General features: G+C 36.2%; 18 protein-coding genes, 1 other RNA gene and 1 pseudogene. 16 read left to right on the forward strand and 4 right to left on the reverse strand.

The annotated features are described in order from the left end of the window. Positions 1-449: 449 nt before the first annotated feature. The 14 genes and pseudogenes from ACH3O9_RS17925 to ACH3O9_RS17990 all read left to right on the forward strand — a co-directional run bounded on the left by ACH3O9_RS17925 (position 450) and on the right by ACH3O9_RS17990 (position 12,536). Positions 450-2,165, forward strand: coding sequence for a hypothetical protein (locus ACH3O9_RS17925; RefSeq protein ID WP_416442732.1), 1,716 nt, complete (start codon positions 450-452; stop codon positions 2,163-2,165). Between the two features lie 152 nt (positions 2,166-2,317). Then, positions 2,318-3,112, forward strand: coding sequence for a cation transporter (locus ACH3O9_RS17930; RefSeq protein ID WP_034894726.1), 795 nt, complete (start codon positions 2,318-2,320; stop codon positions 3,110-3,112). Positions 3,113-3,391: 279 nt separating this feature from the next. After that, entirely contained in the window at positions 3,392-3,781 is a 390-nt protein-coding gene (locus ACH3O9_RS17935; protein WP_416441756.1) for a helix-turn-helix domain-containing protein, read from the forward strand. Then, entirely contained in the window at positions 3,778-4,644 is an 867-nt protein-coding gene (locus tag ACH3O9_RS17940) for an IS3 family transposase (protein ID WP_416442734.1), read from the forward strand. Before ACH3O9_RS17935 ends, ACH3O9_RS17940 begins: the two co-directional genes overlap by 4 nt. A 111-nt stretch (positions 4,645-4,755) precedes the next feature. After that, positions 4,756-5,325, forward strand: a complete 570-nt coding sequence (locus ACH3O9_RS17945) for a hypothetical protein (RefSeq protein ID WP_416442736.1) — start codon at positions 4,756-4,758, stop codon at positions 5,323-5,325. A 119-nt stretch (positions 5,326-5,444) separates the two neighbouring features. Then, positions 5,445-6,701, forward strand: a complete 1,257-nt coding sequence (locus ACH3O9_RS17950) for a hypothetical protein (protein WP_416442738.1) — start codon at positions 5,445-5,447, stop codon at positions 6,699-6,701. Between the two features lie 262 nt (positions 6,702-6,963). Next, on the forward strand, positions 6,964-7,146 hold the full coding sequence (locus tag ACH3O9_RS17955) for a hypothetical protein (protein ID WP_416442740.1): 183 nt from the start codon (positions 6,964-6,966) through the stop codon (positions 7,144-7,146). After that, on the forward strand, positions 7,134-7,433 hold the full coding sequence (locus ACH3O9_RS17960) for a type II toxin-antitoxin system RelE/ParE family toxin (protein WP_416442742.1): 300 nt from the start codon (positions 7,134-7,136) through the stop codon (positions 7,431-7,433). The genes ACH3O9_RS17955 and ACH3O9_RS17960 overlap by 13 nt, the downstream gene beginning before the upstream one ends. 68 nt (positions 7,434-7,501) lie before the next feature. Beyond that, a pseudogene (locus tag ACH3O9_RS17965) lies at positions 7,502-7,843 on the forward strand (transposase); the annotation flags it as partial. Further along, positions 7,840-8,469 (forward strand): IS3 family transposase, encoded by a 630-nt coding sequence (locus ACH3O9_RS17970; RefSeq protein WP_416446724.1) that lies wholly within the window; start codon positions 7,840-7,842, stop codon positions 8,467-8,469. The pseudogene ACH3O9_RS17965 and the gene ACH3O9_RS17970, both read left to right, overlap by 4 nt. Continuing rightward, a complete protein-coding gene (locus ACH3O9_RS17975) occupies positions 8,466-8,675 on the forward strand; it encodes an integrase core domain-containing protein (RefSeq protein WP_416442744.1) in 210 nt (69 codons plus the stop codon). Before ACH3O9_RS17970 ends, ACH3O9_RS17975 begins: the two co-directional genes overlap by 4 nt. Positions 8,676-9,108: 433 nt before the next feature. Further along, complete coding sequence (locus tag ACH3O9_RS17980; RefSeq protein ID WP_416442746.1) at positions 9,109-11,301, forward strand: B12-binding domain-containing radical SAM protein; 2,193 nt, start codon at positions 9,109-9,111, stop codon at positions 11,299-11,301. Between the two features lie 93 nt (positions 11,302-11,394). Next, a complete protein-coding gene (locus tag ACH3O9_RS17985) occupies positions 11,395-11,679 on the forward strand; it encodes a 4a-hydroxytetrahydrobiopterin dehydratase (RefSeq protein ID WP_416442748.1) in 285 nt (94 codons plus the stop codon). A 122-nt stretch (positions 11,680-11,801) separates the two neighbouring features. Beyond that, entirely contained in the window at positions 11,802-12,536 is a 735-nt protein-coding gene (locus ACH3O9_RS17990; RefSeq protein ID WP_416442750.1) for a YebC/PmpR family DNA-binding transcriptional regulator, read from the forward strand. 72 nt (positions 12,537-12,608) lie between these two features. Here ACH3O9_RS17990 and rny read toward each other — a convergent pair whose 3' ends face one another. From rny to ACH3O9_RS18010, 4 genes are all read right to left on the reverse strand, one after another. Continuing rightward, the gene (gene rny / locus ACH3O9_RS17995; RefSeq protein ID WP_416442752.1) at positions 12,609-14,174 is read right to left on the reverse strand and encodes a ribonuclease Y; all 1,566 of its coding nucleotides are present in this window, start codon (positions 14,172-14,174) and stop codon (positions 12,609-12,611) included. Between the two features lie 50 nt (positions 14,175-14,224). Continuing rightward, positions 14,225-14,342, reverse strand: a non-coding RNA gene (ssrS, locus tag ACH3O9_RS18000) — 6S RNA. Positions 14,343-14,393: 51 nt separating this feature from the next. Continuing rightward, positions 14,394-14,684: a cell division protein ZapA gene (locus ACH3O9_RS18005; RefSeq protein WP_416442754.1), complete on the reverse strand. Its 291-nt coding sequence runs from the start codon at positions 14,682-14,684 to the stop codon at positions 14,394-14,396. Positions 14,685-14,693: 9 nt separating this feature from the next. Further along, on the reverse strand, positions 14,694-14,984 hold the full coding sequence (locus ACH3O9_RS18010) for a hypothetical protein (RefSeq protein WP_416442756.1): 291 nt from the start codon (positions 14,982-14,984) through the stop codon (positions 14,694-14,696). 193 nt (positions 14,985-15,177) lie between these two features. Between ACH3O9_RS18010 and ACH3O9_RS18015 the strand changes: the two genes are divergently transcribed. Further along, a complete protein-coding gene (locus ACH3O9_RS18015) occupies positions 15,178-16,869 on the forward strand; it encodes a M23 family metallopeptidase (RefSeq protein ID WP_416442758.1) in 1,692 nt (563 codons plus the stop codon). Then, complete coding sequence (locus ACH3O9_RS18020) at positions 16,823-19,342, forward strand: TonB-dependent receptor (protein ID WP_416442760.1); 2,520 nt, start codon at positions 16,823-16,825, stop codon at positions 19,340-19,342. Before ACH3O9_RS18015 ends, ACH3O9_RS18020 begins: the two co-directional genes overlap by 47 nt. Positions 19,343-19,344 lie beyond the last annotated feature (2 nt).

A 19,344-nucleotide genomic window follows, 5' to 3' on the forward strand; every position in this document is an offset into this window, starting at 1 on the left:
TTATTAGCAAAAATCGGGTCAAAACTTGAAAAAATTGGTAATTTAACTGCACCACTTCGGTTATACGAGACCGTTATACGTAAATGCTCCGCAAATTAAAACGCAAGCAGAGCGGACAAAACTTGGCGGACTTTTAAAAAGCTCCTGAATGTTTGAAAATCTAAGCGGATTTTAAAGCAGCGGACGCAATTTTTGGTACTTGCAGGTGGGTTTTTCGACTCCAGAAAATCGGTGAAATCTGGGCAAAAATCGATGGTTTTTGGTGTAAAATCTCTTTTTTCTCCAATCACTCGTGTCGCATCTCCGTATAACACTGGCTATAAGCAATTGCTTCGGAATTTTCTATCGAAAATTCCTATCTTTCTGCAAAGGTTTGTGACTAAGCGAAAATCCTAGCGGATTTTTACGCAAATGCGCATAGCCGAGAACCGTTAGGGCAAATTAAAAAAATGATAGAAAAGCCACAAATATTGACTCTTAATTTGACCGACAAGTCAAATGATACTCTTGCAGACAAAGGTTACAATATATATCGAGGAAGTCTAGGTAAATTAGTTGACACGAAGAATGAAAAATACAAGTTTAAGTATCACTTATTGAACTATGATTTCCCTGCAAATTCTCACGAATATGACATTGTTATAATTGATTTCTCAAATGAGGAAGTAATTGATTACAATAAATCAGATAATGAAAGAAGTGAAAATAAAACTGAAAACAATACGTATTTATTATGTAAATACCCACAAACAATTTTTGACCCAAGAGGTCTTTCCTCTCACGCTTTTGTTAAAGAAATTAGGGAAATTTTAAAAAAGGACTGTTTAATTATAGTCTTCCAAAATGAATCAGTTGATATTGAGTATAAAATAGTTGAAGAAAACGGAGATAGACCAATTTCTAAAGGAACTCAAGAGGCAAACTTTTATGAGTTAGTTCCTAATTTTTATTTCGAACAAAATAAAATTGGTAAAGAAACCAAAGTAAATCCTAACAATGGAGAACTAACTTCCTTTTTAGAAAAATTCAACAAAGACTTCACGTACGAAAACACATTTTATCACCCTAGAATATGGGATAATGATGAGAAAATTCCCGACCCAAGGTTTTATCCCTTAATTCTAAACTTAAATAACGAAATAGTCTCTTATGTATACTTTACTGAGAAATTAGGAGTTTTCATTTTTCCTGTTCTAGAGGATAATTCTAATTTTTTATTAGGCTTTTTAGAAACAATAGCACCAAGTTTACAACCTAAACTTTTCCCCTATTCTAGTAAAAATAAATGGACAGAATCCACAGATTATGCCCTACCTAATCAGTTAAGGCTAATCGAAGAAAGGAAAAAGATTGAATCGGACTTCAAAAAATCATTGGAAGTAAAAGACAAAGAAATAAATGCGAACAATGATAAATATTCATTCTTACACAAAATTTTAACAGAAACAGGAGATGAATTGGTTACAGCAGTAATTCAATTTTTAGAATGGTTGGGTTTCGAAAATATTATAGATATGGACACCCAAACTGATGGGCTAAAGGAGGAAGATATACAAATCGAAAATAACAAAGGTCTATTGGTTATTGAAGTAAAAGGTATTGGAGGAACTTCTAAAGATTCTGAATGTAGTCAAATATCAAAGATTAAATATCGCAGAGCGAAAGAACGAGGTAAATTTGATGTTTTCGGACTTTACATTGTTAATCATCAAAGACATATCCCTGCAAAGCAAAGGGAAAATCCACCATTCACAAAAGAACAAATTGAGGATTCAATAAATGATGAAAGAGGGTTATTGACAACTTGGTCGTTGTTTAACCTATATTTCGATATTCAAAACGATATACTAACAAAGGAGGAGGCAAGAGAAATAATTTATAATTATGGTTTACTTTCATTTATACCTCAGGACATAATCCTAATTGATACAATAAAAGAAACCTTTCTAAAAGGAGAAGTATTCATTTTAAATGTAGATAATATTAATATAAAAACCGGAGATACTCTTTACATTGAGAAAAACTCAAAGTTCTATAAACTAACAATTCTTGAAATCAAACTTGACGACAAAATTGTGACTGAAATTAACAAAGGAGAAGTTGGAATAAAGGGAAATATAAAAGTAAGTAAGAACTCTAAAGTTTGGATTAAAAACTTGCCCTAACAACGTATATAAAAAATAGCGGTTTAGGTGCTTAAACGAAAGATAAATAATAAAATAAAGGTCGGCTATAATCCGAAAATTTCGTGCTTGAAAGCCCGCTACTTTTCATATACAAGACCGTTGTAAGTAATGCCGAAAAACCCAGAAACCGAATGAAAAAGACAATATTTGAAATTACCAAAATGGACTGTCCTTCAGAGGAAAATCTAATCCGAATGAAATTAGATGGAATTTCAAGCATTGCGAATTTGGACTTTGATATTCCGAATCGAAAATTGACCGTTTTTCACAGCGGAGAAATTGACCAAATCGAAAAGTCAGTTATCGAACTAAATTTAGGTGGAAAGAAAATCTCGACTAAACAAACCGACCAAACGGAATTTAAAGAAAACAAAAACCAAAAAAAGCTACTTTGGTCTGTACTCGTTATAAATTTTGCGTTTTTTATAATCGAAATGACAACAGGAATTATCTCAAAATCTATGGGACTTGTTGCCGATAGTTTAGATATGCTTGCGGACAGTTTTGTTTACGGAATTAGTTTGTTTGCGGTTGGCGGAACAGTAATAAAGAAAAAACGGATTGCCAAACTTGCTGGATATTTTCAAATAATACTTGCGATTATTGGATTTGTAGAAGTTTTAAGAAGATTTTTCGGAGACGAGAAACTTCCCGATTTTTCGACAATGATTATCGTTTCGATTTTCGCACTTATCGCAAACGGAATTTGTCTTTATATTTTGCAAAAGTCAAAAAGTAAAGAAGAAGCACATATGAAAGCGAGTATGATTTTCACCTCGAATGACGTGATTATAAATTTAGGAGTAATTATTGCAGGAATTTTAGTGCATTATTTGAGTTCTAATAAACCTGATTTGATTATTGGAACAATCGTTTTTATATTGGTAATTCAAGGAGCGTTTAGGATTTTGAAATTAAGTAAGTGAATGAAAAAAGCACTACTTACAACACCGTATATAGCTCATAGCTGGGCAGTTGCTTAATCGAAGTTTAGGCATATTTGCGAAGTCCGCCAAATTTTTTAATTTGACTTATTGAGAAAAAAAGGTAATAAGAAAATTAAAAAATCCGGCTAGTGCTTAACCGAAAAAATATTGATAATTTGCACGCTACGAGCCATATACAAGACCGTTACACGCAAGAGCTTCACATGTGCTTTCCTGAAATAGGTTGACTAAAAATTAAACCTTTTAGCACTAGACCTAATGAAAGACGAAAAACCACCCTGCCGAAAAAATTCTTACAAAAAAGTAGGTTATGAACTCAAGCTGTTGATCATCGACCAGATCCAGAACGGACAGATTTCCGTAAACCACGCTTCTGAAAAATACCAGATCTCCAGGTCCTCTATTGACTATTGGTTAAGAAAATATAGTACTTTAGAACAAAAGAAACGAGGCATGAGCAAGAAAGACGAGATCAAAAAACTTAAGGAACGTATCGAAGAACTCGAGTTCGTAAAGGACTTCCAACAGGATGTTATCGCCGATATGGAACTCATCACAGGAGTCGATATGGCAAAAAAGTCATTACCCAAAACATTGGCAGAAGAGATCGAAAAAAAGAAACAAGACCGTTTAAAAGAAAATGGTTGATACAATGTTTTGGGATCAGTAAACAAGCCTTCTACAAGCGCTTGAGATCGCATAAAACCAAAGTAACCAATGACCAGATCATAATCCAAATGATCAGGGAGTATAGAAACGAAGTCGGGCTAAGAACCGGAGGGATCAAACTCCACGATAACCTTAAACCCAAAATGGAACAACGGGGAATAAAAATGGGAAGGGACAAGTTCTATAGGCTCTTAAGAACCTATAACCTATTGGTACCAAGGACCAAACAATTTTTTATAACCACCAATTCCAAACATCAATTCTATAAACACAAAAACCTGGTAAAGGACAAAGTCCCTACCCGATCTGAACAGCTCTGGGTAAGTGATATCACCTATATCAAAACAGAAAAAGGGCACAGTTACCTGGCTCTGGTCACAGATGCCTATTCTAAACAGATAATGGGCTATAAACTTGCTAACCATATGAAAACATCACTTTGTATAGACGCTCTGGCTATGGCTATTAAAAACCGCAAATACCCCAATGAAAAGCTCATCCACCATTCCGATCGGGGATTTCAGTACTGTAATCCAGCATATACCGAATTTGCCAGACAAAACGGGATTACCATGTCCATGACACAGCAATATGACCCCTACGAAAATGCTGTGGCGGAACGCATCAACAGAACCTTAAAATATGAATACGGACTTAAAAAAACTATAAAAAACTGTACCTTAGCTAAGAAGATGATCAAAAGGGCCGTGCATATTTACAACAACAAGAGAACACATCTAAGCTTGAAACTCAACACACCAGCCTTTATTCATATAAACCAGAATGTACCCTATCGTTCCTACAAAAAGAATAAAGAAAATCTAGAATTTTTGACCTTTTAAATAACCAAAAATGAACCCGAAAAAGGTCAACCTATTTCAGTATAATACATCACTCTAACGCTAATATTGTCAATTTTAATTCTGAGCTGTAAGCAATCAGAAAAAAAATCAGTGGATTTAACTGAACGCGAACGATACGTTTTACTTAATGAATATGTCAGCAAGGATATATCTAATGAAAAAGAATCTGTAGTCAGTCTTTACCAAACTGAGGAGCTAGATAGCTGGCTTTTAGAACCAGAATCTTATATCATTCAACCAAATGAAAATGTAGACCTCGATTCAGAAACACAAGAAGAAATAAGTATGATACCACCCAAACCTTGGCCTGGAATCTACGATAATAAATGGAAAACTGCAATACTTGACAATTTCAAAATATTGGATGAGGACACAATAGAGGATATATTTAAAATCAATAAATTTTATAATACTGATATTAATACTATTCATTATTTATCCCCTATTCTCTACAATCCTGAGAACAATCTCGCTTTGATTGTAGATAAACCAATCTCTATTAAGGTTTGGGAATGTGAACCACGAGCCAACTATTTTATTTATTTAAAAAAAGGAAATGCTTGGGAGAGTTTAAAAGAATATGGCATTGATAACGTCGCTCTTATTATGGATCGGTATAAAAGGAAATCACCAGCCTGTAACACTGGCTATAAGCCATAGCTTCTTCCCTGCCCTTTTGGAAAATCCTACGGATTTTCTCTCGCCAGTTTCTTTTTGCTATCTTAGTTTACAAAACCACACTACCGCGTATAGCCTAAACCGTTGGCAATAATTAGAAAATGAAACTAAATAAAGAACAATTATTAAAAATAAATGAGATAAATAATTTCATAATTGATTATTGTGAATACTTCGCTGACTATGAAGAAGAATTAATTTTTTCAGAAGAAAGAATAAAAGAAATTATTGATGAAGAGGAAGATATCGAAACAATCGATTTTAATTTCCCTGGCGAAGAAGAATACACTTCTCTTGAACCAGAAGAACTAATAGCTTTTGAAAGTGAAATAAAGTCTATTAACATCATAAATAATGGATTAATAAAGACTAATTTAAGAAGTTATTATGTGGTTGCGCTAACTGACTCAGAAGATGACTATTTATTAAGAACATATCACGAAATTGGAATGAGTTCATTAGATGGTGTCAAGGTCAATCTTGCAGAACAATCTATTATTATCGGCCTAGCAGCTACCAAATTAGAAGAATATGACGATAATGAATATTGGGGAACAGCAAATCAATATTTAGCTATTGAAGTGATTTATGACAGTCTCGCCAAACAACTAAATGAAGTTGATGAATTAGAATTAATTAACTCATTCATATTTGAAGTAGCCGATTCTAGTGGATTCGCATTGAGCTTTTCTGAAATAAGGAATCCTATGGACGATTATTATGGTTATGAGGAAGAGGAAGAAGAAAATTTATCGAATGGACTCAGAGAATTAGAGCCTTACAATGAAGGGATGAACCTTTTTGTATCTGCAGTTCAAATCAAAGACCCAGAACTAAAATTTTTAAATTTCTATAAAGTTTTAGAGCATTTTTCACCAATTGCAGTAAACATTGAAGCTAATGAATTAATGAGGAAGAAATTTGATGCGCCTAAAAGTTCTTTTGAGGATGGTGATTATATCAGGTCTATATTTGAATTAGCAAATTCTATGCGAGATAGGTTCAACGATGAAGATTTAATTAAGGCATCTTTTAATACTTGTTTTGATATAGTTAGTTTATTTGATAAGCTTCCAGAATCAATAAAGAAAAAAATAAAAAAGCACATTGGTGCAACTGAATTAACTTATTCAACTGACAAGCAAAAAATCCCGACGTCTTGTAACATTGCAAGCAAAATAATTTATAAAACTCGGAACAAAGTCGTTCACGCTAAATCTAATTTCACATTAACTGGAAAAGAAATAAACTCTTCCGAATTTAATGAATTGAACAATTTTATGAAAGAAGCTAGTTCCCAAGCGATTCGTTGGTATTCAAGACAACCGAATCATTTGAAACTTGAAATAATAAAATAACTATTGCCAACAACGTATATAGCTCATAACCAATTAGTTACTTAATCGAAGTTAATGCATATTTGCAAGTCCGCCAAATTTTTTAATTTGGCTTATTGAAAAGAAAAGGTAATAAGAAAATTAAAAAATTCGGCTCGTGCTTAACCGAAAAGTAATCGCTAATTTTCACCCTACGAGCCATATACAAGACCGTTATCTTGCATAATTTAGCAGCGCGATTCAATTAAAATTTATTCGTAAATTGTGGCTATAAAAAAATTTTATGTTGACTAGAACGCAGTTGAAAGAGCAGATTGAAAAATTTCCCGAAGAATTCTCTATCGACGAACTTGTGGAAAGGCTGATACTCATGGAAAAAATTGAGCGTGGCGAAAAACAATCTCTAAATGGAGAAACAATAACGGAAACCGAGTTGGACAACCAAATCGAAAAATGGTTCGAATAAACTGGACATTTCAAGCCAGAACTGATTTAAAGGACATTGCGGACTTTATTTCTAAAGACTCAAAAAGATATGCTAAACTTCAGGTTACCCGAATAGTACTACGGACAAAAATTCTGAAATCTCAGATTTATGCTGGTAAAATAGTTCCTGAAATAGAAAGACCAAATATCCGGGAACTTATCGAAGGAAATTACAGGATTATATATAAAGTGATAAACGAACACCAAACGGATATTCTTACTGTTCATCATTCTGCAAGAGACTTGAGTAAGAGAACTATAACTTAAATACGCAAGATAACAATGGCTATGAGCCATAGCTTTTTCTTTTCCTTTGAGTAACCAGACGGTACAGCGAACCCTTCAAATTAAAAATTTTAAACGAACTTAGTACTGGAAAGTATACCAAGAGCCAACTAGGTAAGCTCTATGGGATCAATCCCACCACCATCAATGAATGGATCAGAAAGTATGAACGTAAAGACTTAATGAATACTAGGGTTATGGTAGAAACAAAGGACGAAATCACACGCATCAAAGCACTCCAAAAAGAAATTGAGCAACTTAAAAAACTGCTTCTTAAAAAGGATATGGATCAACTCGTTGATGATGCCTATCTAGAAGTAGCTGCCCAAAAACTAGGCTATAAAAGCGTCTTGGAGCTTAAAAAAAAACTAAATATCAAGCCTTTATCATAGCTAAGCAAAAAGCCAAGGGATTTGCCTCATTAGCTACTATATGTGACTGTTTTGGGCTAAAGCGGGATGCCTATTACAAGTATACCCGCAGGGCTGAGCAAAGACAACAGGTCATACATATCGTAAAGAAAAAACGCAAGACCTTGCCCAGAGAAGGCGTTCGTAAGCTTATCAAGTCTTTAACCCATGACTTTGAAAAACAACAATTGAAAGTCGGAAGAGATACCTTGTTCAACGTCCTAAGAGAACATAAAATGCTGACCCTTAGAAAGAAATATAGCGCCAGAACAACTAACTCCCACCATCGCTTTTATAAGTACAACAACATTATAAAAGACGTGGAAGTCAACAGACCTAATCAAGTATGGGTGTCAGACATCACCTATATTAGAACCGTTAAGGGATTTTGTTATCTAGCCCTTATAACAGATATGTATTCAAGGAAAATTGTAGGTTATGACCTGAGTGACAGCCTGGAGCTCAAAGGATGTGTAAGAGCCCTGAATAAAGCCTTATATCAAGCTAAGGACAACAAAGGACTAATACATCATTCGGACAGGGGCATACAGTATTGTAGTAATGTCTACACACAAATCCTCAAAAGAAACAAAATACAATCAGTATGACACAAGAAAACCACTGCTATGAAAATGCAATGGCAGAACGCGTAAACGGCATTCTGAAAGATGAATTCTATCTGGACCAGATCTTTACAAATACAGCCCACGCACAAAGAGCTGCAAAAAATGCAATCAAATTATACAATGAGATAAGATTACATTTATCTTTAGACTATAAAACACCAAATATGGTATATAAATCAGTAGCGTAATCAAGTTTAACCTGTAGCCATATTTCAGGACAAGACAAACTCTTAGATGCAGTCTTTTCAGATTCCATAATAAATAATATTAAAGAGATTACTAAGGAGTCATACACATCAAGTGTTACAACTTACACTGTTAAGAAAGCAGCGCAGAATGAAAGGATGAGGGATATGCCTGTAAGTAAGAGAAATAAGAGGGAAAAGCAGAATCCTGTTTTACAAGAATTTAATTAATCATAATTATTTGATAATCATAAATTTACGAAATTATTTTAAATGAATATCATCAAATCCAAATAATTGAGATTCATCAATTTTACTCAATAACGGTGCTTTAAGCGAAAAAACAGCCAAGACGATCAGTACTGAGACAGGCGTTTAAAATCCACTTTTATAGTCGGCTTTCAATTATCTTTGCTATATTTTATTTGCAACTACTTTGAAAGATCTATTACTCATAACTCCACCTTTTACGCAATTAAATACGCCATACCCTGCCACGGCTTATTTAAAAGGATTTTTGAATACCAAAAACATTTCGTCATTTCAAATGGATCTGGGAATTGAGGTCATTCTTGAGCTTTTTTCTAAAAAAACATTTACTCAATTATTTAATATCGCTTTCGCGAAAGGCTCCATTCATTCTCAAAACTGTCAACGCATTTATGCTTTAAGAAATGATTATCTACAACCGCTAGATGAGATAATCGCCTTTTTACAGGGTAAAAACCCAACTTTTGCCAGACAAATCTGCACAGATAATTTTCTGCCCCAAGCTTCCCGTTTTGACCAATTAGACGATATGGAATGGGCTTTTGGAAATATGGGCATGCAAGATAAAGCTAAACATCTGGCTACACTTTATCTGGAAGATCTTTCAGATTTTATTATTGAATGTATCGACGATAATTTTGGTTTTAGTCGCTATGCAGAACGACTGGGACAAAGTGCAAATTCATTTGATGAACTTTACCTTCAGCTACAACAAGAAAGCACTTTCATAGATAAACTTACTTTAGAAATTCTGGAGCAGCGTTTACAAGAAGTTAAACCCAAATTGGTTTGTTTTTCAGTCCCATTTCCCGGTAATTTATATAGCGCCTTTCGCTGTGCTCAACACATAAAAATCCGCTATCCTGACGTTAAAATCGCGATGGGCGGCGGTTTTCCGAATACAGAATTACGCTCGCTAACAGATAAGCGCGTATTTGAATTTTTCGACTTCATCACGCTTGATGATGGCGAACTTCCCATAGAATTGCTTCACAAAGCGGTTTGTAAAAGTGAAGCTGAAATGCCAACTTTTAAACGCACTTATTTGCTAGAGAATTCCGCTGTTGTTTATAAGAATAACGCATTACAACCCGATTATAAACAGCAGGATCTGGGTACACCAGATTATTCAGATTTGTTGCTGAAAGATTATATTTCGGTTATAGAAATTGCAAATCCCATGCACAGTTTATGGAGCGACGGCCGCTGGAACAAACTTACCATGGCGCATGGTTGCTATTGGGGAAAGTGTACTTTTTGTGATATTTCGCTTGATTATATTAAAATCTATGAACCAATAGCCGCCCGTTTGTTAGTTGATCGCATGGAGCAACTCATTGATCAAACTGGCGAAAATGGGTTTCATTTTGTAGATGAAGCTTCGCCGCCGGCCTTGATGAAAGCGCTCGCTATAGAAATTTTAAAGCGAAAACTCAGCGTAACCTGGTGGACGAACATCAGGTTTGAAAAGAACTTTACCGCAGATCTCTGTTTGTTGCTTAAAGCTTCCGGCTGTATCGCAGTTTCCGGCGGACTCGAAGTTGCTTCAGATCGTTTATTGAAATTGATTGACAAAGGTGTAACCGTAGAACAAGTCGCACAGGTAACACGCAATTTTACCGAAGCTAACATTATGGTCCATTCCTATTTAATGTACGGCTATCCCACGCAAACTGTGCAGGAAACTGTTGACAGTCTGGAGATGGTACGGCAGCTTTTTGAGTTGGGAATTATACAATCTGGCTTTTGGCATCAGTTCGCGCTTACAGCACACAGTCCGGTAGGTTTAAATCCTTCAGAATATGGAATTAAACCAGACTATAAGAATATTTCGTTTGCAAATAATGACATTCAGTTTATAGATAAAACCGGTATAGACCATTCAAAATTTAGCTTTGGGCTTAAAAAGTCACTTTTCAATTATATGCACGGTATCGGTTTTGAAATTCAACTACAGGATTGGTTTGAATTTAAAATTCCAAAGTCAACTATTAAATACAATTTTATAGAAAGCTGCCTGCAGACTATTCCTAATTTTAATATTAAGCCAAATGCACAAATCCTTTGGTTAGGTAATATTCCTGTTGCTTCGTCACAAACAAAATCAAAACGGGGACAAACCTGGGAGCAATTAAATCTCAGTTTTCATAATAAAACTGAAAGCTTCCAAATCGTTTTAGATAAAGAAAAAGGAGAATGGTTTTTAGATATTTTAGGCAAAATAACCCCTCAAAATGAGCAAAAAACGACCTTTTCTGCACTAAAAACAGATTTTGAAAAGAGATTTGAAGATTTTGAGTTGTTTTGGTTTTCAAAACCATTACAGGTATTAAAAAACAATGGGCTACTTGTTTTGTAAGTTTAAAACCTCAAAAAAATCACTCAATTAAAGCCGAAAATCGGTTGAATTTAACCAAAAATCGATTTAACTTATAACATCAAAAAATTAACTATGAAAACTTTAGACCAGATCACAATAGAAGATCGCCTGCAAAAACTTGAAGGCTGGACGTACAGTGACAATGCGATTCACACTTCACTCGAGTTTGAAAATTTTAAAGAAGCTTTTGCAACTATGACGCGTATTGCCTTTGAAGCAGAAGTACAGAACCATCACCCAGACTGGAGCAACTCGTACAACGAACTAAAAATTTCGCTTTCAAGCCATGATGCCGGCGGCGTTACAGATCGAGATTTTAAACTGGCGCATACAATTGAAAGCATTATTGGCGGTTAAAAAGCTGATTTTTAGCCTTAAATAGCGATATTTTTTATTAAAAGCGGCTTTTTTCTGAAAGTAAAAAAGAACCGTTTTAGATATATCCTTTTTTATAAATTTACGCCCGAAATAATATTACTATGGGAAGAGCATTCGAATTTAGAAAAGCACGTAAAATGAAGCGCTGGAGCGCTATGGCAAAAGCCTTTACCCGCATAGGTAAAGACATTGTGATGGCTGTAAAAGAAGGTGGTCCAGATCCTGATACCAACTCAAGACTACGCGCTGTAATACAAAATGCGAAGAGTGTAAACATGCCAAAAGACAACATTGAGCGCGCTATAAAACGTGCCAGTGATAAAAGTCTGGGTGAATATAAAGAAGTACTTTTTGAAGGATATGCGCCTCACGGTATTGCAATACTCATTGAGACAGCGACAGATAATAATAACCGTACTGTAGCAAACATACGTTCCTATTTTAACAAATGTAATGGGAACCTGGGTACTTCAGGATCTGTTGAGTTTATGTTTGACCATACTTGTAATTTTAAAATTGCTGCAGAAGGTCTGGATGTTGAAGAGCTCGAACTTGAATTTATAGATTACGGTGCAGAAGAGGTTTTTCAGGATGAGGATGAAATATTTATCTATGCTCCTTTTGAAAGTTTTGGCGCTATACAATCTGCTTTAGAAGAAAAAGGAACAGAAATACTTTCTTCTGGTTTTGAACGCATTCCGCAGGTAACTAAAGCACTTAGCCCGGAAGAAGCTGAAGATGTTGAGAAGCTGCTTGAAAAAATAGAAGAAGACGAAGACGTACAAAACGTATATCATTCTATGGATGAATCTTCATCATCGTCTAACGAGGATTAGTTAAGACACTTTATAAAATAAAAAAGCCCGATCTAAATTAGATCGGGCTTTTTTATTCTACTACTGATGAAATTACTTCGCGATATTTACCGCTCTGGTTTCTCGTATTACAGTTACTTTTACCTGACCGGGATAAGTCATATCAGTTTGTATTTTCTGCGAAATTTCAAACGAAAGTGAAGCTGCTTTCTCGTCGCTTACTTTCTCACTTTCTACAATTACTCTCAATTCACGTCCCGCCTGAATAGCGTAAGCTTTATTTACACCGCCAAAACCAAAGGCAATATCTTCAAGATCTTTTAATCGTTGTATATAAGAATCTAACACCTGACGTCTTGCTCCCGGTCTTGCACCGCTTATAGCATCACAAACCTGAACTATAGGTGCAAGTAAGCTTTTCATCTCGATCTCATCATGGTGAGCTCCTATTGCATTACAAACCTCAGGTTTCTCACCATGTTTCTCTGCCCACTCCATACCTAATAAAGCATGAGGAAGTTCACTTTCAGTTTCAGGCACTTTACCTATATCATGTAACAATCCGGCGCGTTTTGCAAGTTTAGGATTCACACCTAACTCTGCAGCCATAACCGAACAAAGTTTAGCTACCTCTCTACTGTGTTGTAGCAGGTTTTGACCATAAGAAGAACGATATTTCATTCTACCTACTGCTTTTATCAATTCAGGATGCAGACCATGAATACCCAGATCAATAACCGTACGCTTACCTACTTCTACTATCTCCTGCTCTATCTGCTTAGTCGTCTTGTTTACCACCTCTTCTATACGAGCCGGGTGAATACGACCATCTGTAACTAATTTATGAAGTGAAAGTCTTGCAACCTCTCTTCGCACACTGTCAAAGCAGGATAGAATAATAGCTTCTGGTGTGTCATCTACTATAATCTCTACTCCTGTTGCTGCTTCAATAGCTCTAATGTTTCGTCCTTCACGACCAATGATGCGGCCTTTTACATCATCGCTTTCCAGGTTAAATACAGAAACGCAATTATCTATAGCTTCTTCTGTACCTATGCGTTGTATGGTGTTTAGGATTATCTTTTTAGCGTCTTGTTCTGCTGTAAGCTTAGCTTCTTCCATAGAAGTTTGTATGAAAGCCATAGCATCACTTTTTGCCTGATCTCTCAACGATTCTATAAGTTGCTCTTTTGCCTCCTCTGCGGGCAGACCAGAAATTACTTCTAACTGCTGTACTGTGCTAATGTGAAGTTTATCAATGTCAGATTGCTTTTTCTCAATGTATTCAAGACGGTCGTTATAATCTTTAACCTTCTCTTCTATTTCCTGATTAAGCTTTTTGTTTTTGCTTAGTTCGTTACTTACCTGAGATTCTTTGTCACGCGTTCTTTTTTCTGCTTCAGATATTTTTTTATCTCTGCCATGAATTACTTTTTCATGTTCAGATTTTAACTCGATAAACTTTTCTTTTGCCTGAAGAATTTTGTCTTTTTTAATTGATTCTCCTTCTGTTTTTGCTTCTTTAATTATTTGATCTGCTTCTGTTCTTGCATTTTTCACAAGTTGTGAAGCGTTGTTTCGCTCAAGTAGTTTAGCGATTAAAAAGCCTATTGCCAGCGCAATGACTCCTACTATAAATAAAAGTACGGTATGTTCCATTTGGTGTTTGTATATATAAAAAAAGCCTACATTGGAAGCGAATTTTGTATAAACTCCTTAAATACAAGTTTAGGGCTAACAGGCTGATCAAGAATCCGTAGGTCCCTAAAAGGGAACGGCGCGCTTTTACAACCTCAACTCACCCTCCTTAAAGAATTCGTGTTGAGTTTATCAAAAAAATAACCAATGTAGGCAGTAATAATTCTATTTTAAAGAACGTCAGGACAAGTGGTTTTTTACTAATCTCTCAAGGCTTTCCAGTTGTCTGGCGGCCTCAACGTGATCTTTCTCACCGTCAATATCCTTTTGTATGGTCTTAGAAGCAAACTGTAAGGCACACATTGCCAGTACATCCTGCTTATCCCGAACAGCATAATTCTGCTCAAATTTCTTTATCATCTCCTCAATATCCTTAGCTGCTTTACGCAATCCTTCTTCCTGTTGAGGATTAATTGTTAACGGGTATACCCGGTCTGCTATAGATATCTTTATTTTTAGCTTATCAGACATACACTTACCTTAATCTGCCAGCTGTGCTATACACGCATCAATCTCGCGAATCATGGCATTTATTTTGAGCTTTGTTTCCCTCTTATGATCTTTACTGCCTAGCATAGCATTTGCTGCTTTAAGCGTGCTGTACTTTGCCTCCCAGTTTTCCAGGGTCTTTAGCAACAACTCATTTTGGCTTTTCAGATTTTCTTTTTCTTCCTGTAATGCCTCATGTTTCTGCTTTAGAATCTCATGCCTGTGAAGCAATTTACTAATAGTATTCTGCAAGGAATCAACACGTTCTAAAAGTTCACTCATATGCGGTACTATCAATGCTTGGTAAGACAAAGTTAACATTCGAGTACTAATAACCCAATACATTTAGAGTTAATTTTCAACATATACTGTAAATCTATAAGCGAGATATTATTTTTTAATGTTAAAGCAAAGGTGTAGAGCATATTGTATTTTAAGATGTCATTTGTTTCCAAAATTTTTATCTTGCAGTGCTATGAAAAATACCCTGTACCTCTTTGTATTATTACTTTCAACTATGCTTTCGGCGCAATCTTCACAGCCGGAAACAGAATTTATAAACCCTTTAAAAATTCCTTTAGTTCTTGCCGGTAATTTTGGTGAACTGCGCAGTAACCACTTTCACAGTGGTCTCGATATTAAAACGCAACAACGCACAGGTCTCGAGGTGCTGGCAAGTGCTTCAGGTACAGTGAGCCGTATAAAAATACAACGCTATGGTTATGGCAAAGCATTATACATAGACCATCCTAACGGTTATACCACAGTGTATGCGCATCTTAAAAGATTCTCACCAGAAATTGAAGCATACGTTAAAAAAAGACAGTATGATAAAGAATCATATGCAATAGAAATCTTCCCTAAAGCTGGCGAATTAACCGTAACACAGGGTGAAGTTGTGGCTTACAGCGGAAATACCGGCGGTAGTGGCGGCCCGCATCTTCACTTTGAGATACGCGATAAAAACGCAAGACCCATGAACCCCATGCAATTTGGTATCAACATTGAAGATACCAGAGCGCCTGTTTTAAATGATCTTTTTGTTTATCCGTTGTCTGACAGTAGTGAAGTAAATAACTCTCAGCTTCCGCAAAAACTGAGGTTTACTAAGCAGAATAATAACTCTTTTTTAAGCGAAAAAATAACCGCTTATGGCAAGATAGGTTTTGGTATTGGTGCGATAGATCAACAAAACGGAGCTAACAACCACAATGGGATTTATAAAGTTGAAACCTCTTTTAACGGCGAACAAAACGTTGAGATCATGATGGATAAGTTTTCTTTCGCAGAAACGAGATACATCAACCGCATGATAGATTATGAATATTTTGAAACCAAAAGGGACCGCGTTCAAAAATTGTTTGTAGAACGCAATAACCCATTGAGTATTTATAAAGAAGCTAGCGATAAAGGAGTGCTCAACCTGACCGAAGAAGGTTATGATTATGTTTATAATGTAAATATTTATGATTTTAAAGGCAATCGCACTTCTGTACTCGTGCCTATTACTGTAAAAAAGGACACTATTTTACAACCTAAAGAAATTGTAAAAACAGATTATTTCGCGCAAGCAGATCAAAACTTAAACATTAACCTAAATAAATACAGCGTCTACATTCCCAAAGGCGCTTTCTATGACGATTATTATCTTGATGTTTATGAGAAAGACAACAAGCTTCACTTGCATGAAGACATCATCCCGCTACAGAAAAGCGTAACCATAACCGCAGATATAAGCGAATACAAACCTGAAGATCGCGACAAACTGTATATAGGTTCTGTGGGTTATAATGATAAACTGTACTACACCGGTTCCCGCCTTAATGGCGATAAGTTAAGCGCCAGCACGCGCAATCTGGGCGATTATGCGATAGGAATAGATAATACCGGACCTAGAATTAAATCTGAAGGTCTTGAGGACGGAAAGTGGATGAGCAAATACAACACGCTTAAATTTAAAATTACAGATGACAAGTCTGGGATCAAAAGCTTCCGCGCTACTGTGAACGGAAAATTCATACTTATGGAGTATGATTATAAGACAGATGAACTTGTGCATGATTTTAGCGATGGCGTAGTAACAGATTCTGAAAACGACTTTAAGCTTATCGTTACAGATAATGTGGGAAATAGTTCTACATTTACGGCTAAGTTTTACCGAAAATAGCCTTCTTTTGAGAGATTTTAGCGCTTTTAGGGCGATTTTTTTACTGCTTATCTGCAGTGCTTCATGGGCGCAGAATGCCACCGTTAAAGGTATCGTATTTGATGAAAATCAAAATCCGCTGGGTGGTGTAAATATCACTTTCAATTCTTCAGGCACCCAAAGTGACGATACCGGTTTTTACGAGATCGCAATCCCGGCAGACACAGAAACGACAATTACATTTACATACGTAGGTTTTAAACCGGTTTCGGCTAGTTTTTCGCTTAAAGCGAAAGAAGAAATAGAATTTAACCCCGTGCTCAATACTAAAGTAGAGCAAATAAACGCGGTTGTGATTTCGGCAGATAATCAATCCCGAATAGAAGGAATTGTTACTCTTTCTCCTGAAGTAATACGCAGAATTCCCGGTGCAAATCCCGGAGTTGAAAATTTACTGCAAACGCTACCCGGGGTAAATTCTAATAATGAACTAAGTACACAATACGCAGTACGCGGTGGTAATTATGATGAGAATCTGGTTTATGTAAATGAGATAGAGGTTTATCGTCCCTTTCTTGTTAGATCTGGTCAACAGGAAGGGTTGAGTTTTGTAAATACAGATCTGGTGCGTGATGTCAATTTTAGCGCGGGAGGTTTTCAGGCAAAATATGGCGATAAATTGTCTTCTGTGCTCGATATTTCATACAGAAGACCTACAGATTTTGGCGCTTCTGTAGATCTAAGTTTAATGGGTGCGAGCGTCTCTGCAGAAGGTTTGAGCAAAAACGGTCGCCTTTCTGCAATTGTAGGTGCCAGGTATCGCGATAATAGTTTGCTGGTAGATGCAAAGCAAACACAAACTAACTTTAAGCCTCGCTTTACAGACGTACAGACTTATTTAAGTTACTTAGTAAACGATAAGCTAGAAATAGGCTTTTTAGGAAATATTGCCATTAACAAATACGATTATGAGCCGCTCACCAGACAAACAAACTTTGGTACGCTGGCAGATCCTAAAGCGCTTCTGGTGTTCTATGAAGGACAGGAACAAGACAAATACGAAACGTACTTTGGCGCTTTAAAAGCAACGTACGCGGCTTCAGAAAGTTTGACCTTAAAACTAATAACTTCTGCTTACCAAACTCAGGAGCAGGAATATTATGATATATTGGCTCAGTATAGATTAGGCACGCCCAATACTTCTATAGGTGACGAAGATCTGGGTGAGGTAGAATTTACTGAAGGTGTGGGCGCGCAGCTTACACATGCACGTAACGATCTTGATGCTTTTATCATAAATATTGAGCATAAAGGCCAATATAAAATTGATGACTCACAGCTGGACTGGGGCATAAAATATACACGTGAAGATATACGCGACCGTTTACAGGAATATGAAATTATAGATTCTGCCGGATTCTCAATACGCCCTCCCCTGCCTGATTTTGCAAATGATCAACCATACACAGCATATAGTTCGCCTATTGTTCCTTTTACCGCTTCAAGAGCGAAAAATGACGTGCAGATAAATAGAATTTCAGGTTATACACAATACAGCAAACGCATAGATCTGGGTGATAATGAAGGATGGTTTAATCTGGGCGTACGTGCGCACAACTGGACGGTGAGCGGGCAAGATATTTCTTCAGTAACGCAGACAGTTTTTAGCCCAAGAGGGCAATTTAGCTTAAAGCCAAACTGGAAGCAGGATATGGTATTTCGTCTTGCGGGAGGAGTTTATTATCAACCCCCTTTTTACAGAGAATTAAGAGACTCTCTGGGTACGGTTAGGCCCGAAGTAAAAGCTCAACGATCTATACATATGGTAGCAGGTCACGACTGGAGTTTTAAATTAGCAGATCGCCCGTTTAAACTGGTTTCTGAAGTTTACTACAAGAAGCTCACAGATGTAAACCCATATAGACTTGAGAACGTTAGAATACGCTACAGAGCCAGAAATAATGCTGAAGCTTATGCTTATGGAATTGACATACGCCTCAACGGAGAATTTGTTCCCGGCACAGAAAGTTGGGTGAGTCTGGGTTATCTTAAAACCGAAGAAAACATTGAAGATCGTGGTTATATCGCAAGACCAACAGACCAACGTTTAAAAGTAGGCGCTTTGTTTCAGGATTATGTGCCTAATATTCCCAGTTTAAAAATGTACCTGAATATGGTTTATCAATCAGGTTTGCCCGGCGGGTCACCACGATATGCAGATCCTTATGATTACCAAAGTACATTGCCGTTCTACTTTAGAGCAGATGCTGGTTTCTCATACGTCTTTACAGATGCACAAAAAACCTATCCTGAAGGACATTGGTTAAATCCCTTTAAAGATTTGTCTATAGGTTTTGAGATTTTTAATGTATTTGATCGCCAGAACAGCATTACAAATACTTATGTGCGCGATGCATCAACAAGACAGCAATATGCCATCCCTAATTTCTTATCTCCTCGCGTTTTTAACGTAAGAATGAGTGCCCGATTTTAGCC

Source organism: Leeuwenhoekiella sp. A16 (assembly GCF_047946675.1).
Classification (GTDB): Bacteria; Bacteroidota; Bacteroidia; order Flavobacteriales; family Flavobacteriaceae; genus Leeuwenhoekiella.

Coding starts and splice junctions, on each gene's coding strand:
- ACH3O9_RS18010 (WP_416442756.1), bottom strand. CDS start 14,984: ATGAGTGAACTTTTAGAACGTGTTGATTCCTTGCAGAATACTATTAGT.
- ACH3O9_RS17990 (WP_416442750.1), top strand. CDS start 11,802: ATGGGAAGAGCATTCGAATTTAGAAAAGCACGTAAAATGAAGCGCTGG.
- ACH3O9_RS17955 (WP_416442740.1), top strand. CDS start 6,964: ATGTTGACTAGAACGCAGTTGAAAGAGCAGATTGAAAAATTTCCCGAA.
- ACH3O9_RS18015 (WP_416442758.1), top strand. CDS start 15,178: ATGAAAAATACCCTGTACCTCTTTGTATTATTACTTTCAACTATGCTT.
- ACH3O9_RS17985 (WP_416442748.1), top strand. CDS start 11,395: ATGAAAACTTTAGACCAGATCACAATAGAAGATCGCCTGCAAAAACTT.
- ACH3O9_RS17935 (WP_416441756.1), top strand. CDS start 3,392: ATGAAAGACGAAAAACCACCCTGCCGAAAAAATTCTTACAAAAAAGTA.
- ACH3O9_RS17930 (WP_034894726.1), top strand. CDS start 2,318: ATGAAAAAGACAATATTTGAAATTACCAAAATGGACTGTCCTTCAGAG.
- ACH3O9_RS18020 (WP_416442760.1), top strand. CDS start 16,823: ATGTGGGAAATAGTTCTACATTTACGGCTAAGTTTTACCGAAAATAGC.
- rny (WP_416442752.1), bottom strand. CDS start 14,174: ATGGAACATACCGTACTTTTATTTATAGTAGGAGTCATTGCGCTGGCA.
- ACH3O9_RS17960 (WP_416442742.1), top strand. CDS start 7,134: ATGGTTCGAATAAACTGGACATTTCAAGCCAGAACTGATTTAAAGGAC.
- ACH3O9_RS18005 (WP_416442754.1), bottom strand. CDS start 14,684: ATGTCTGATAAGCTAAAAATAAAGATATCTATAGCAGACCGGGTATAC.
- ACH3O9_RS17925 (WP_416442732.1), top strand. CDS start 450: ATGATAGAAAAGCCACAAATATTGACTCTTAATTTGACCGACAAGTCA.
- ACH3O9_RS17950 (WP_416442738.1), top strand. CDS start 5,445: ATGAAACTAAATAAAGAACAATTATTAAAAATAAATGAGATAAATAAT.
- ACH3O9_RS17975 (WP_416442744.1), top strand. CDS start 8,466: ATGACACAAGAAAACCACTGCTATGAAAATGCAATGGCAGAACGCGTA.